Origin of the sequence: Paraburkholderia sacchari, from assembly GCF_000785435.2 — a bacterium.
Taxonomy (GTDB): Bacteria; Pseudomonadota; Gammaproteobacteria; order Burkholderiales; family Burkholderiaceae; genus Paraburkholderia; species Paraburkholderia sacchari.
This window is the reverse complement of record NZ_JTDB02000005.1, coordinates 31931-45484: the sequence shown is the minus strand read 5'-3', so window position 1 is coordinate 45484 and position 13554 is coordinate 31931. Positions and strand designations below refer to the sequence as shown.

12 protein-coding genes are annotated in these 13554 nt (G+C 65.3%); 8 read left to right on the top strand and 4 right to left on the bottom strand.

The genetic code is table 11. The features are described from left to right. Positions 1–148 precede the first annotated feature (148 nt). The 8 genes from NH14_RS18600 (at position 149) to NH14_RS18565 (ending at position 8817) form a co-directional block, all read left to right on the top strand. Positions 149–1099, top strand: coding sequence for an ABC transporter substrate-binding protein (locus NH14_RS18600; protein ID WP_407947168.1), 951 nt, complete (start codon positions 149–151; stop codon positions 1097–1099). A gap of 33 nt (positions 1100–1132) precedes the next feature. Further along, positions 1133–2656 (top strand): sugar ABC transporter ATP-binding protein, encoded by a 1524-nt coding sequence (locus NH14_RS18595; protein WP_035524215.1) that lies wholly within the window; start codon positions 1133–1135, stop codon positions 2654–2656. Then, positions 2653–3711 (top strand): ABC transporter permease, encoded by a 1059-nt coding sequence (locus NH14_RS18590; RefSeq protein ID WP_052147906.1) that lies wholly within the window; start codon positions 2653–2655, stop codon positions 3709–3711. The genes NH14_RS18595 and NH14_RS18590 overlap by 4 nt, the downstream gene beginning before the upstream one ends. Positions 3712–3800: 89 nt before the next feature. Further along, a complete protein-coding gene (gene yjfF, locus NH14_RS18585; protein ID WP_035524929.1) occupies positions 3801–4889 on the top strand; it encodes a galactofuranose ABC transporter, permease protein YjfF in 1089 nt (362 codons plus the stop codon). Positions 4890–5033: 144 nt separating this feature from the next. After that, the gene (locus NH14_RS18580; protein WP_035524212.1) at positions 5034–6158 is read left to right on the top strand and encodes a sugar ABC transporter substrate-binding protein; all 1125 of its coding nucleotides are present in this window, start codon (positions 5034–5036) and stop codon (positions 6156–6158) included. Further along, a complete protein-coding gene (locus NH14_RS18575; RefSeq protein ID WP_035524209.1) occupies positions 6158–7168 on the top strand; it encodes an ABC transporter permease in 1011 nt (336 codons plus the stop codon). The genes NH14_RS18580 and NH14_RS18575 overlap by 1 nt, the downstream gene beginning before the upstream one ends. Next, positions 7168–7983, top strand: a complete 816-nt coding sequence (locus NH14_RS18570; protein ID WP_035524206.1) for an ATP-binding cassette domain-containing protein — start codon at positions 7168–7170, stop codon at positions 7981–7983. The genes NH14_RS18575 and NH14_RS18570 overlap by 1 nt, the downstream gene beginning before the upstream one ends. A 108-nt stretch (positions 7984–8091) precedes the next feature. Then, on the top strand, positions 8092–8817 hold the full coding sequence (locus NH14_RS18565; RefSeq protein WP_035524202.1) for a FadR/GntR family transcriptional regulator: 726 nt from the start codon (positions 8092–8094) through the stop codon (positions 8815–8817). A 44-nt stretch (positions 8818–8861) separates the two neighbouring features. On the opposite strand, the gene araH is transcribed toward NH14_RS18565, so the two are convergent. From araH to NH14_RS18545, 4 genes are all read right to left on the bottom strand, one after another. Further along, on the bottom strand, positions 8862–9896 hold the full coding sequence (gene araH / locus NH14_RS18560; RefSeq protein ID WP_035524200.1) for an L-arabinose ABC transporter permease AraH: 1035 nt from the start codon (positions 9894–9896) through the stop codon (positions 8862–8864). Between the two features lie 23 nt (positions 9897–9919). Then, positions 9920–11458 (bottom strand): L-arabinose ABC transporter ATP-binding protein AraG, encoded by a 1539-nt coding sequence (gene araG / locus NH14_RS18555; RefSeq protein WP_052147947.1) that lies wholly within the window; start codon positions 11456–11458, stop codon positions 9920–9922. Between the two features lie 45 nt (positions 11459–11503). Next, a complete protein-coding gene (locus NH14_RS18550) occupies positions 11504–12508 on the bottom strand; it encodes an arabinose ABC transporter substrate-binding protein (RefSeq protein ID WP_035524195.1) in 1005 nt (334 codons plus the stop codon). A gap of 69 nt (positions 12509–12577) precedes the next feature. Then, positions 12578–13507 carry a Gfo/Idh/MocA family protein gene (locus NH14_RS18545; protein WP_035524927.1) on the bottom strand — a complete coding sequence of 310 codons (930 nt, stop codon included), beginning with the start codon at positions 13505–13507 and terminating at the stop codon, positions 12578–12580. Positions 13508–13554: the final 47 nt, after the last annotated feature.

The following is a 13554-nucleotide window of genomic DNA, read 5'->3' as shown; positions in this document are numbered from 1 at the left end:
CGGTATTGAGTCACAGCGACTCCGCACCGGCCCGGGATGGCGCGATTGACTCGTGACACTGTCTGGCCGTGAGGACGCGAGTACAGGTAGCGCCGAATTCAAGAAATAGAAAGCTACGTTGGAGACACGCATGACACTGGCTACTCGCATGGCAAGCGGCCTCATTGCCGCCGCTGCGGCTTTTTCGTTCGCGGCGGGCGTCGCGCACGCCGATGACAAGCAGATCACACTGGGCTTCGCGCAAGTGGGTGCGGAAAGTGCCTGGCGCACTGCCAATACCGTCTCGGTCAAGGCCGCCGCCAAGGAAGCCGGCATCAACCTCAAGTTCTCGGACGCCCAGCAAAAGCAGGAAAACCAGATCAAGGCGATCCGCTCGTATATCGCGCAGAAGGTGGACGTAATCGCGTTCTCGCCGGTGGTGGAATCGGGCTGGGAGCCGGTGCTCCAGGAAGCGAAGCGCGCGAAGATTCCCGTGATTCTCACCGACCGCAACATCGACGTGAAAGACCAGTCGCTCTATGTGACGATGATCGGTTCGGACTTCATCGAGGAAGGCCGCCGCGCAGGCAAGTGGCTCGAAGACCACTACAAGGACAATCCGGGCCCCATCAATATCGTCGAGTTGCAGGGTACGGTGGGCTCCGCGCCCGCGAACGACCGTCACGCGGGCCTCATCGAGGTGATCAAGAACGATCCGAAGTTCAAGATCATTGCGTCGCAAAGCGGCGACTTCACGCTTGCGGGCGGCAAGCAGGTGATGGAAGCGTTCGCGAAGACCTACGGCAACAAGATCAACGTGGTCTACGCGCATAACGACGACATGGCGCTCGGCGCAATTCAAGCCATGGAAGAAGCCGGCATGAAGCCGGGCAAGGACGTGAGCGTGGTGTCGTTCGACGCCACCAAGGGCGGCTTCCAGGCAATGATCGCCGGCAAGATGAACGTGGATGTCGAATGCAGCCCGCTGCTCGGGCCGCAGCTCATGAGCGCCGTGAAGGACGTGGTGGCGGGCAAGCAGTTGCCCAAGCGCATCGTCACGAACGAGACGGTGTTCCCCGAGAGCGTGGCGGCGCAGGTGCTGCCGTCGCGCAAGTACTGACCGCCTCTAATCGCAAGCTCACCTCAGGCACGCATGAACCCCACGCCGCTGCTGGAAACCGTTGGCCTGACGCGCACGTTCCCCGGCGTGCGCGCGCTCGACGGCGTCGACTTCCGCCTCTTTCCCGGCGAGATCCATACGCTGATGGGCCAGAACGGCGCGGGCAAGTCCACGCTCATCAACGTGCTCACGGGCGTGCACGAGCCCGAGGCCGGCGAGATCCGTCTCGCCGGCCAGCCCGTGCGCTTCGCGACGCCTCAGGAAGCGGAGGCCGCGGGCATTCAGACGCTCTACCAGGAAGTCAATCTCTGCCCGAATCTCTCGGTGGCGGAGAATATTTTCGCGGGCCGCCAGCCGCGCAAGCGCGGCCTGATCGACTGGAAGACGATCCACCGGCGCGCCGCCGAGGCGCTCGCCGCGCTCAATCTCTCGCTCGACGTCACGCAGTCGCTCGACACCTACCCCATCGCGATGCAGCAGATGGTGGCGATCGCGCGCGCCGTTTCGGTCGATGCGCGCATTCTCATTCTGGACGAGCCCACTTCGAGTCTCGACGAAGGCGAAGTCGCGCGCCTCTTCGACGTGCTGCGCAAGCTGAAGGCGTCAGGCATCGCCATTTTGTTCGTCACGCACTTTCTCGAGCAGACCTATGCGATCTCCGACCGCATCACCGTGATGCGCAATGGCGAGCGCGAGGGCGAGTATCCCGCCGCCGAACTGCCGGTGCAAACGCTGGTGGCCAAGATGGTGGGCGTGAATCACGCCGATGAGCGGCTCGCGCACGGTTCGCAACAAGCGCCCGCGCCCGAAAGCGATGCGCAGACAGACGCGCCCTACCTCGCCGCGCAAGGCATCGCGCGCCGGGGCGTGCTCAATGCGCTCGATCTCGAAGTGCGGCCCGGCCAGATTCTCGGCCTCGCCGGCCTGCTGGGCTCGGGGCGCACGGAAACGGCGCGTCTCCTGTTCGGCGCCGACCGGGCCGACGCGGGCGCCATGCGCATCAACGGCGAGACCGTGAAGCTCGCCTCGCCGCGCGACGCGGTCCGCCACGGCATGGCGTATTGCCCCGAAGACCGCAAGAAGGAAGGCATCGTGGCGGAGCTTTCGATCCGCGAGAACATCGTGCTCGCGCTGCAGGCGCGGCGCGGCTGGTGGCGCATGATCTCTCGCGCGCGCCAGCGCGATCTTGCCAATGCGTATATCGCGCAGCTCGGCATCAAGGCGCGCGACGCGGAGCAGCCCATCGGCCTGCTTTCGGGCGGCAATCAGCAGAAGGTGCTGCTCGCGCGCTGGCTCGCGACCGAGCCGCGTCTCCTGATTCTCGACGAACCCACGCGCGGCATCGACGTGGCCGCCAAGTTCGAAATCATGGACCGCGTGCGCGCGCTCTGCGCGAAGGGGCTCGGCATTCTTTTCATCTCCTCGGAAATCAGCGAAGTGGTGCGCGTGAGCGACCGCATCGCGGTGCTGCGCGACCGACGCAAGGTGGCCGAGCTTGAGGGCGCGGCGCGCTCGGAGCACGAGGTCTATGGCCTCATTGCCGGAGATCGCAAATGAATGCACGCGAGAATTCGAGGCCTGGTTCGGGCCTGCCCGCGTGGCTCGCGCTGGTGCTCAAGCATCCGCTCGTGTGGCCCGCGCTCACGCTCGTGGCGCTGTTCGCCGTGGACGTCGCGCATCGTGCGAACTTTCTCTCCATCACTCTGCTCGGCGGCCATCTGTTCGGCGCGCCCGTCGACATCCTCATGCGCGCCGCGCCGCTCGTCGTGGTCTCGCTCGGCATGACGCTCGTAATCGCCACGCGCGGCATCGACATTTCGGTGGGCGCCGTGGTGGCGATCGCGGGCGCAGCCGCCGCCACGGTGCTCGCCGACGACCCCTCGCGCGTGGGCGCCGCGTTCGGCGCGGCGCTTGCCGTGGGCCTGCTCGCGGGCATGTGGAACGGCTTGCTCGTGGCCTTCGTCGGCATGCAGCCGATCATCGCCACGCTGATCCTCATGGTGGCCGGGCGCGGCGTCGCGCAACTGCTCACCGGCGGCCAGATCATCCCCATCGGCGCGCAAGGGTATTTGTACGCGGGCGGCGGCTATTTCGCGCTCGCGCCCTGCGCCGTATGGATCGCCATTGCCGTGACGGTGCTCACGGTGCTAATCGTGAATCGCACCGCGCTCGGGCTCTTCATTCGCTCGATTGGCGTGAATCCCGTGGCCGCGCGGCTCGCGGGTCTGTCTTCGCAGGCCGTGGTGTTCGGCACCTACGCGTTCTGCGGCGTGACTGCGGCCATCGCCGGCATTCTGATCAGCTCGAACGTGCGCAGCGCCGACGGCAACAACGCGGGCCTGCTGCTCGAACTCGATGCGATTCTCGCCGTGACGCTCGGCGGCACCTCGCTCTCGGGCGGGCGCTTCAGCCTTGCCGGCACGGTGCTGGGCGCGCTCATCATCCAGACGCTCACCTACACCACCTACTCGATCGGCGTGCCGCCCGAGGCCACGCTCGTGGTCAAGGCCGTGGTCGTGCTGTGCGTGAGCGTGATCCAGTCGCCCGCCGCGCGCGCATTCGCGGCCCAGCAGCTCAGGCGCATCGCGCTCGCACGGCGCGCGCGGGCCTGACAATAAAGACTTCGGGGAATCCGGGCATGAACCGCATGAACCACCCAACGCAAGCTCACGACAACTCCGCTTCGAGCACGCTTGCCGCGTTGCGCCGCAGCGTCTCGCGCTTCGTCGATCCGCGCGTGCTGCCCCTCGTGGTCACCGTGCTGCTGTTCCTCGCGTTGTTCGGCTTCGGCTCGGTAATGTACACCGGGTTCTTCTCGCTACAGGTTTTGTTTGGACTCCTCGTCGACAATGCGTTCCTGCTGATCGTGGCCATCGGCATGACGTTCGTGATCATTTCGGGCGGCATCGATCTTTCTGTGGGCGCCGTGGTCGCCCTCACCACGATCCTGTGCGCCGTGGGCACCGAAAAGCTGCACTGGCCGGTGGCAGTGGTCGTGCCGCTCGTGCTGCTGTTCGGCGCGCTGTATGGCGCGGCCATGGGCACGTTGATTCACTTCTTCCGGCTTCAGCCCTTCATCATCACGCTCGCCGGCATGTTCCTCGCGCGCGGCACCTGCTTTCTCATCACCACCGAATCCATTCAGATCAACGACCGCGGCTTTCACGCGCTTTCCGAGTTCAACATTGCCGTAGGCAGCGGCTCGCTCACCACGGGTTCGCTCACCGCGCTCGCCATGCTCGCGGCGGGCATCGTGATCGCGCATTTCACGCGCTTCGGGCGCAACGTCTACGCGGTTGGCGGCAACGAGCGTTCCGCGCTGCTCATGGGCCTGCCCGTCGCGCGCACCAAGATCGCCGTCTATGCGCTCTCGGGTTTTTGCTCCGCGCTCGGCGGCGTGGTGTTCACGCTCTACGTGCTCTCGGGCTACGGCCTCCAGGCCCAGGGCATGGAACTCGACGCCATCGCCGCAACCGTGATCGGCGGCACGCTGCTCACAGGCGGCGTGGGCTATGTGATCGGCTCGGTGTTCGGGGTGGGCATTCTCGGCACGATCCAGACGCTCATCACTTTCGACGGCACGCTCAGTTCGTGGTGGACGCGCATCGTGATTGGCGCCCTGCTGTGCGCGTTCTGCCTGCTGCAGCGCGCCACCGAGCGCCATGCCGCGCGCCGCAAATCCACCGGCGGCGGCAAGGGCTCCGCGCGCGCATCGCGCGCCCGCACGCAGCCCGCCGCGCCGCTCGAACAAACGAAGCTCGTTGCCGCGCCGCCGCCGCGCGAGGCGTGAAGCGTGAGGTACGAGGCATGAAGCGCCGCCAGCGGTATTATCAGCATCATCGCAACGCCCGATTACCGGTGCTGTCCCGCATCTGCACGCGATCGACTCAACGTCGACCACATCGACCCACGAAGAAGAGAGACGGAGGACGACATGGCACAGCAGCACGATGACGACCAGCAACACGAACAGGAACGTGATGGCAACCGTTTCAGCGCCGCGCGGCGGGGGCTGATGCAGGGCGCGGGGCTGGGCGCCGCGCTCTCGTTCATGAGCGCGCTCGGCGGCGGCGCGGGCGGGCTGATTTCGCAGGCGCAAGCGGCGGAAGCGGCCTTTCCCTCGCACAAGAAGTGGAAGATCGTGTTCGTCAATCATGTGACCACGAACCCGTTTTTTGTGCCCACGCAATACGGCATTCAGGATGCCTGCGCATTGCTCGGCATGGACTATCAGTGGACCGGCTCGGCCACCTCCGACGCGGGCGAAATGGTGCGCGCCGTGAATTCGGCGATCGCGGCGAAGGCCGACGCCATTGCCGTGCCCATCGTCGATCCGAGCGCCTTCGACAAGCCCATCCAGGCCGCGCTCGACGCCGGCATCCCGGTGTTCGCCTACAACGCCGATGCGCCGCGCGGCAAGCACAATCCACGCCTCGCCTATATCGGCCAGGACCTGTATCTCTCGGGCTACCAGATGGGCGAGCGCATCGTGAGCCTGATCGACAGCGGCATGGTCGCGCTCTTCATTGCCACGCCAGGACAACTCAATATCCAGCCGCGTCTCGATGGCGCGAGCGACGCCATCAAGAAGTCCGGCAAGAAGATCGACATTCAAACCGTGGCCACGGGCGCAACCGTCAACGAAGAGCTCTCGAAGATCAAGTCGTTCTATCTGGGCCATCAGGACCTGAAGGGCATGTTCGCCGTGGATGCGGGCAGCACCCAGGGCGTGGCGCAGGTGATGAAGGATTCGAACCTCACTGCGAAGGGCGTGCACGGCGGCGGCTTCGACCTGCTGCCCACCACGATCCAGCTCATCCACGAAGGCTTTCTCGACTTCACCATCGATCAGCAGCCCTACGTACAGGGTTTTTATACGGTGATGGAGTCGTTCGTGTTCCTCGCCTCGGGCGGGCTGGTCGGTCCGGCCGACATCAACACGGGCCTGAAATTCGTGACTAAGGCGACGGTGGAGCCGTACCTCAACACGTCGACGCGCTATGAAGGCAAGACCACCAAGCCGCAAATCGTGCCGATGAATGGCGCAATCAAGTCGTGATGGGCACAGTGAACGAATCCGGCCATGTCGAAACCGCTCGCGCGCAACAGCGCGCGGGCGTTTCATTCGCCTCGCGATGGGCGCCCGAGTTGCGCATCCTGCTCGTGGCCGTGCTGCTGGCTGCGTATTTCGAATTCGCGAACCACGATTTCCTGCTTACCAACGCCAGCCTCGTCAATCTCTCGCAGTTCATCGCGCCGGTGGCGATCATCGCGTTCGGCGAAATCATGCTGATGATCGGCGGCGATATCGATCTATCGGCGGGCATGGTGTTCGCGTTCGCGCCGTTCATGATGGTGTTCGCGAGCGACGCGGGCGCGCCCATGTGGCTGGCCGTGAGCGCGGGGCTCGCGGCTGCCGCGCTGATCGGCTTCGCCAACGGCGCGGTGACGGTGTGGCTGCGGCTGCCCTCGTTCGTCACCACGCTCGGCACGCTCTTTCTCATCAACGGCGTCACGCTCACGGTCTCGCGCGGCACGCCCGCCGCCACGCCGGGCTCGCCCGCGTTCGCCGGCTTCATGGGCGCGTGGGGCTACAGCGAAATTCTCTGGACGCTGGTCATCGCGTTCGCGATGCACGTGCTGCTGCGGCACACGCGCTGGGGCCTGCATACGCAGGCCGCGGGCGCGAACCCGCTGGGCGCGAGCGAGGCCGGCATTCACGTGAACCGGCTGCGGCTCGGCAATTTCATTCTGGCCGCCGTGCTCGCGGGTTTCACCGGCATGCTCGAAGCGTTTCGCATCACCTCCATCGATCCGCAGGCGGGCGGCAACCAGATCATGTTCCTCGCCGTGGCCGCCGCCGTGATCGGCGGCACGCCGCTCACGGGCGGCTCGGGCACCATCGTGGGCGGGCTCATTGGCGCAGCGGTGCTCGGCATTCTCAACGACGGCTTCACGCTCATCGGCATCAACGCATTCACGTTCAATATCATCCTGGGCGCCGCGATTCTGGCCGCGATGGTATTCAACATCCACATAGGACGTATTCGCCGCAAGGGAGGCCGCTGATGGACGAATCGCAAGCAGCCGCCTCGTCCGAGGCGAATGCCGCGCCGCTCGCGCTGCGCGGCGAGCGTCTCGTGAAGCGCTTTGGCGCGGTCACGGCGCTCGACGGCGTCTCGTTTACGCTCGGCCAGGGCGAGATCCTGGGCATCCTCGGCGACAACGGCGCGGGCAAATCCACGCTCGTGAAAATACTCACGGGCTTTCATCAGCCAACCGATGGCACGCTGCATATCGATGGCCAGCAGACGCTGCTGCGCTCGGTCGACCACGCGCGCTCGCTCGGCATCGAATGCGTGTATCAGGACCTCGCGCTCGCGAATTCGCTGAGCATTTACCACAACATGTTCCTGAACCGCGAGATCGTGCGGCGAGGTCCACTCGGGCCGTTGCGGCTGCTCGACCACAAGCAGATGCGCGAACTCGCGGCGCGCTGCCTCGACGACATCGGCGTGCATGTGCCTTCCGTGGATATTCCTGTCGAACGGCTTTCGGGCGGCCAGCGTCAGGCCATTGCGGTCGCGCGCGCCGTGCATTCGAACGCGAAGATCCTGCTGCTCGACGAACCGCTCGCAGCCATGGGCGCGCGCGAGGCCGGGCTCATCATCGACCTCGTCATGCGGTTGAAGGAAAAAGGCGGCCTATCCATTATCATGATCATGCACAATTACGCGCAGACGCTCGATATCGCCGATCGCATCATGCTAATGCAGCGGGGCCGCGTGACCTACGAACAGCAAAGTGCGCTCACCTCGGTGACGGAGCTCATGGAGATCGTGCGCAGGGAATATCGGGCCATGCGTGCCAGCTCGGCATATTGAGCCGCGCTGAGCCAAACTGAGCCGCATCGAGCGCACCGGACATTTACAACAGGGGGTGTCCGAACGGGCCGCCGGACCAAAGGTTCGGGACGCCCCGGCAGGACAGACATGGATTACCGCCATCTAGACAAACGCAAGAGCATGCATGGGCGCATCGTGCAGGAGCTCGGCATGCAGATCGTGAGCGGCAAGCTCGCACCCGGCCAGCGCCTGCCCACCGAGCCCACCTTGTGCGAGACCTACGGCGTGAGCCGTCCCGTGCTGCGCGAGGCTACGCGCGTGCTGGTGGCCAAGGGCCTCGTGGTGTCCAAGCCGCGCGTGGGCAGCGTGGTGCGGCCGCGCGAACAGTGGCACATGCTCGACCCCGACGTGCTGTACTGGACCGTGAACAGCATTCCCGAAGGCGAGTTCTTCCGTTCGCTGATGGTGGTGCGCCAGATCATCGAGCCCGCGGCTGCCGCGCTCGCCGCCATTTCCGCCAGCGACCAGGACCTCGCGCGCATTACCGCTGCTTACGCGCGCATGGAGCAGGCCAAAACGGCGGCCGATCTGCTCGAGCCCGATCTGGAGTTTCATCGCGCGATCATGGCGGCCACGCACAACGACATGCTCGCGTATATCGGCAACATGCTGTCGCTCGCGCTCAGCGAGTCGATCAAGCTCACGAGCCGTCATCCGAATACGCACGCGCTTTCGCTGCCGCGGCACAAGGCGATACTCACGGCGATCGAGAATCGCGATGCGTTGGCGGCACGGCAGGCGAGCGTCGTGCAGCTCGATAACGCGCGCGCCGACGCCAATACCATTCTGGGCGGCGCGGCGCTGGAAACCTGATACGGACCCGGCCACACAGCGAGCGTTGCTCATGAGCGCAGCGCTCAAACTGCCCGCTTGCTGCGCCGGAACTGGTCGAACAGCACGGCCAGCAGCAGAATGCCGCCGCGAATCAGGTACTGATAGAACGTGGGCACGTTCATGAGGCTCATGGCGTCCTGCACGGCGCCCATGATGAGCACGCCCACCAGCACGCCCGAAATCGTCGCCACGCCGCCCGTGAGCGAAACGCCGCCCAGCACGCACGCCGAGATCACGCCCAGCTCCAGCCCCACCGAAGTCTTCGGGTCGCCCAGACTCATGCGCGAAGCCAGCATCACGCCCGCGAAGCCCGTTACGAGCCCTTGCAGCACGAACACCGTGATCTTGATGCGAGTGACCGGCAGGCCCGCGAGCCGCGCCGCTTCGCCATTGCCGCCCACCGCGAGCACGTTCTTGCCGAACACGGTTTTCTTCAACAGAAAGCCGAACACCGCGAAGCCGATGATGTTGCTCCAGATCGGATACGAAATGCCGAGGAACGCGCCGCCGCCCAGATCGAAGAAACGCTCTTCGGAGATCATCACGGCGTCACCGTTCGAAGTGAGGAAGGCGAGGCCACGCACGGCTTCCATCATCGCAAGCGTGGCGATCAGCGAATTGATCTTGAAGCGCGCAATCAGCACGCCGTTCACGAGGCCCACGGCGCCGCCAGCGAGCACGCCCGCCGCGATGCCCAGCACCACGCTATGCGACTGTGTGATGACCGTGGAAGCCACCACGCCCGAGAACGCCACGATGGACGCGACGGAAAGATCGACCTCGCCCAGTGCGAGCACGAACATCATGGTGACGGCAATCGAGCCGATCAGCGTCACGGAAAGCAGCAGACCCTGAATATTGCGGGTCGTGAGGAAGTCGGGCACCATGGCGGAAAGCACCGCGAACAGCACCACGAACACCACCACGATGCCCGACTTGTTGATCATGTCCCACGCGCGCGCACGCGAAGGCGTGATGGGCGCGGCGGCTTTCGCAGTGGCTTCCGCAGTGGCGTCGTTAACGGTTGGCGTGCCTTGAGGTTGCATGGCTTGACTCATCTTGGGTTTCTCTTCGCGGGTTTTCAGCGCGGCAGCGCCATCTTGATCAATTCGTCGGGCGTGGCTTCGGTCTTCGGCACGCTGCCGACGATGCGCCCTTCGCGCATCACGACGATGCGGTCGGCCACGCCAATCACCTCGGCCAGGTCGCTCGACACCATGATGACCGTGCGTCCCGCTTCGGCGAGTTCGTAAAGCAGGTTGTAGATTTCGGCGCGTGCGCCCACGTCGATGCCGCGCGTGGGTTCGTCCATCAGGAACACTTCGATGCGCTCGGCCAGCCAGCGCGAAAGAATCACCTTCTGCTGATTGCCGCCCGAGAGCGTGCCGATGGCCGTGTCGCCGTTGCGCGTCTTGATCGCGAGTTTCTGGATGTAATCGTGCGCGAGCGCGCGTTCGCGTTTTGCGTCGAGCAGGAAGCGCGCGGGGCTGAAGTGACGCCGCGCGCTGATATTGAGGTTATCCGCCACCGAAGCAATCGCGACGATGCCTTCCTGCTTGCGGTCCTCGGGACACAGCGCGATGCCTGCGCGCACGGCGTCGCGCGGGCTCGCGAAATTCATGCGCTGCCCATTGAGCTCGATATGGCCCGCGCTCGCGCGCGTGGCGCCGTAGATCAGCTTCATGAGTTCGGAGCGGCCCGCGCCCACGAGCCCGAAAAAGCCGACGATCTCGCCGCGCCGCGCTGTGAACGAAACCGGCTCGGCCAGCCCCGGCCCCGTCAGCGCCTTCGCTTCGAGCAGCACGTCGCCGGCCGCGCGCGCGCGATAGCCGTAGACGTCCGAGATCGAGCGGCCCACCATCGCGGCAATCAGCCGGTTGCGATCGAGATCGGCCACCGACTCGAAGGTCTCGATGCGCTTGCCGTCGCGGAACACCGTCACGCGGTCGCATAGCGCGTCCACTTCGTCCATGCGGTGCGTGACGTAGATGATCGCGCGGCCCTCCGCGCGCAGCGCGTTGATGATGCGAAAGAGGTTCTCCGTCTCGCGCGCCGAGAGCGAACTCGTGGGCTCGTCGAAGGCGATCACACGCGCGTCGCGCATGAGCGCCTTGCCGATTTCGATCATCTGGCGCTGGCCGATGGAGAGGTGCTTCACCGGCGTGCGCGGATCGATGCGCTCGCCGAGGCGCTGCAACTCCTCCATCGCGCGCTGCACGAGCGTGCGCTCGTCGAGCACGCCGAGGCGGTTGGGCAATTGCCCGAGCATCAGGTTGTCGGCCACGGTGAGCTCGGGCACGAGATGCAGTTCCTGATAGATGATGGCGATGCCCGCATCGAGCGCCGCGCGAGTGGTCGCGAAGCGCTGCTCCACGCCGTTGAGCTTCAGCGTACCTTCCTGCGGCTGGTTCACGCCTGAGAGCACCTTGAGCAGCGTGGACTTGCCCGCGCCGTTCTCGCCCATCAAGCCGTGCACTTCGCCCGCGCGCACGGCGAGCGAAACGCGGTCGAGCGCGCGCACGCCCGGAAAGCTCACGGTGATGCCGTCGAGTTCCAGATACGCGCGCGGCTCGTGTTGCGCCTGCGTTACCTGCCGCCCCTGTTGATCCGCCCGAATCATGGTTTCAGTCATTGCATGCCTGCCCTTGCTCTTGTGCGTCGTGCCTTAAATGCCCAGCTCGGTGCGCACGGCCTGCCAGTTGTCGCGCGTCATCAGCTTGCCGGTGGTCTGCGTATCGGCGGGCGGCTGCTTGCCGTTGCGGATCCAGTCGACGAGGTTCTGCGCGCTGTCCTTGCCGTGATTCGTCGAGCTCACCGCGATGGTCCCGTAAAAGCCCGTGGGCTGCTTCTTCTGGAACTCGGCGAACGCCTCACCCGCGCCATTGATGCCCACGCCGATCACGTCAGCCGAAGGGATGTGCAGTTGCTCGGTCGCGCGCACGGCGCCCAGTACGCTTTCTTCGTTGAGCGCGAACACCACCCACTTCTTGATGTTCGGATGCTGCGCGAGCACCGGCGAGGCCGCGTTGAAGCCGCCTTCGTCGTCGGTGGTCTTCTGCGGCGCGTCGAAGATGTTTTCCTTCTTGAAGCCGTTGGCGAGCAGCGTTTGCGTCGCGCCGTCGGTGCGCAGCTTCGCGGTGGGCAGTTCGTTATCGGTGACGCGCAGCGCGCCCACTTCCTCGGGCTTCCAGCCACGGCGCTTCATCTCGTCGGAGATCGCCTGGCCCACCTGGTTGCCGATCTTGAACGCCGACATGCCCAGGTGCGGCACGTTCGCGAGCGGTTTGCCCGACGAATCGACCAACTGGTCGTCCACCGTCACGAACTTCATGTTGTAGCGCTTCGCACGCGCCTGAATAGCCGGTCCCAGACGCACATCGGGCGCGCAGATCACGAAGCCTTGCGCGCCCTGCGCGCCGAGGTTGTCGATCGCAGCCAGCACCTTCTCGCCATCGGGCGTGCCGATATTGACGACCGAGAATTGCTCTTTCTGGCCGAGCGCCGTGGCGGCCTTCTGCTCGTTGATGAACCATGCCTGCTCGGGCATCTTCACGAGAAAGCCGATCTTGGTGGGCGCATCGGCGTGCGCGGCCACGTTCATGCCGAGCGGCGCGATGCACATGGCCGCGAATACGGCGCGCAGGGTGAAGCGGCGGATCTTGCTGGTCATGCTGTTGTCTCCTCTGGTTTGTCTCTGATCTGGTTGCTACAACTCAAGGGCCGAACTCAATGTTCGAACTCAATGCCCGAACGCTTCCACTTCGACGTGCCGGCCGAGCAGAAACGCGTCGGCCACGAGCCGCAGCGGACGCACGTCCACGTCTTCTGCCCCATGCGAAATGAGCCAGTGAAAGCGCTCGTAAAGCGCGGCGTATTCGCGCTCCGCATCCAGTTCGACCGGCTCGCCAGCGACGACGAGGCGCTTGCCGCCTTCGGCGATGGAGAGCAGGCCGTCCGTGGTTTCCACGTCGATTTCCCATTGCTCGACGGGGCCATGGCGCCAGTCGAATTCGGCGCGCACCGGCACGCCATCGGTATCGATGCAGTCGAGCTCCGCGGCGATGGGCGTGGCGCAATCGCTGGGCATATGGAGCGTCGCGCCGCGCAGCACCACCTCGCGCGGCAGGATGCGCGTAACGATGGAAAGCGCGTTGATGCCCGGATCGAACACGCCGAGGCCGCCCGGCTCCCAGATCCACTGCTGGCCCGGGTGCCAGCGCCGCACGTCCTCTTTCCAGCGCACGTGCACCGCGCGAATCGTCCGATTCGTGAGCCACGCGCGCGCCGGTTCGACGGCGCTCGCGTAACGCGAATGCCATGTGGCGAACAGCGTGCGGTTGTGCTCGCGCGCCAGTTCGCGCAGCGCTTCCACTTCGCTTATGCTCGCGCCGGGCGGCTTTTCGAGCATCACGTGCTTGCCCGCTTCTAGCGCCGCGCGCGCCTGCGCGTAGCGCACTTGCGGAGGCGCGCAGAGCGAGACCGCGTCGAGCCCGGATTCGGCGGCCAGCAGCGCGTCGATATCGGTGTAGTTGCTCACGTTCTCGACCTGCGCGTTGCGGCTCGCGCTCGCCACGAGTTCGAAGCCGGGGTTGCTCGCGATGGCGGGCAAATGCTGATCGCGCGCGATCTTGCCCACGCCCGCGATGGCCAACGTATACGACGCGTTCATAAAAGCCTTCTTGTCGAAATCATCCATGCCGTTGATCTGCATGCCGA

What these genes read in the sequence shown, in the direction of transcription:
- NH14_RS18545 (WP_035524927.1), bottom strand. Translation starts at nt 13,507, where the DNA reads ATGAACGCGTCGTATACGTTGGCCATCGCGGGCGTGGGCAAGATCGCG.
- NH14_RS18595 (WP_035524215.1), top strand. Translation starts at nt 1,133, where the DNA reads ATGAACCCCACGCCGCTGCTGGAAACCGTTGGCCTGACGCGCACGTTC.
- NH14_RS18580 (WP_035524212.1), top strand. Translation starts at nt 5,034, where the DNA reads ATGGCACAGCAGCACGATGACGACCAGCAACACGAACAGGAACGTGAT.
- NH14_RS18570 (WP_035524206.1), top strand. Translation starts at nt 7,168, where the DNA reads ATGGACGAATCGCAAGCAGCCGCCTCGTCCGAGGCGAATGCCGCGCCG.
- NH14_RS18590 (WP_052147906.1), top strand. Translation starts at nt 2,653, where the DNA reads ATGAATGCACGCGAGAATTCGAGGCCTGGTTCGGGCCTGCCCGCGTGG.
- araG (WP_052147947.1), bottom strand. Translation starts at nt 11,458, where the DNA reads ATGATTCGGGCGGATCAACAGGGGCGGCAGGTAACGCAGGCGCAACAC.
- NH14_RS18600 (WP_407947168.1), top strand. Translation starts at nt 149, where the DNA reads ATGGCAAGCGGCCTCATTGCCGCCGCTGCGGCTTTTTCGTTCGCGGCG.
- NH14_RS18550 (WP_035524195.1), bottom strand. Translation starts at nt 12,508, where the DNA reads ATGACCAGCAAGATCCGCCGCTTCACCCTGCGCGCCGTATTCGCGGCC.
- NH14_RS18575 (WP_035524209.1), top strand. Translation starts at nt 6,158, where the DNA reads ATGGGCACAGTGAACGAATCCGGCCATGTCGAAACCGCTCGCGCGCAA.
- NH14_RS18565 (WP_035524202.1), top strand. Translation starts at nt 8,092, where the DNA reads ATGGATTACCGCCATCTAGACAAACGCAAGAGCATGCATGGGCGCATC.
- araH (WP_035524200.1), bottom strand. Translation starts at nt 9,896, where the DNA reads ATGAGTCAAGCCATGCAACCTCAAGGCACGCCAACCGTTAACGACGCC.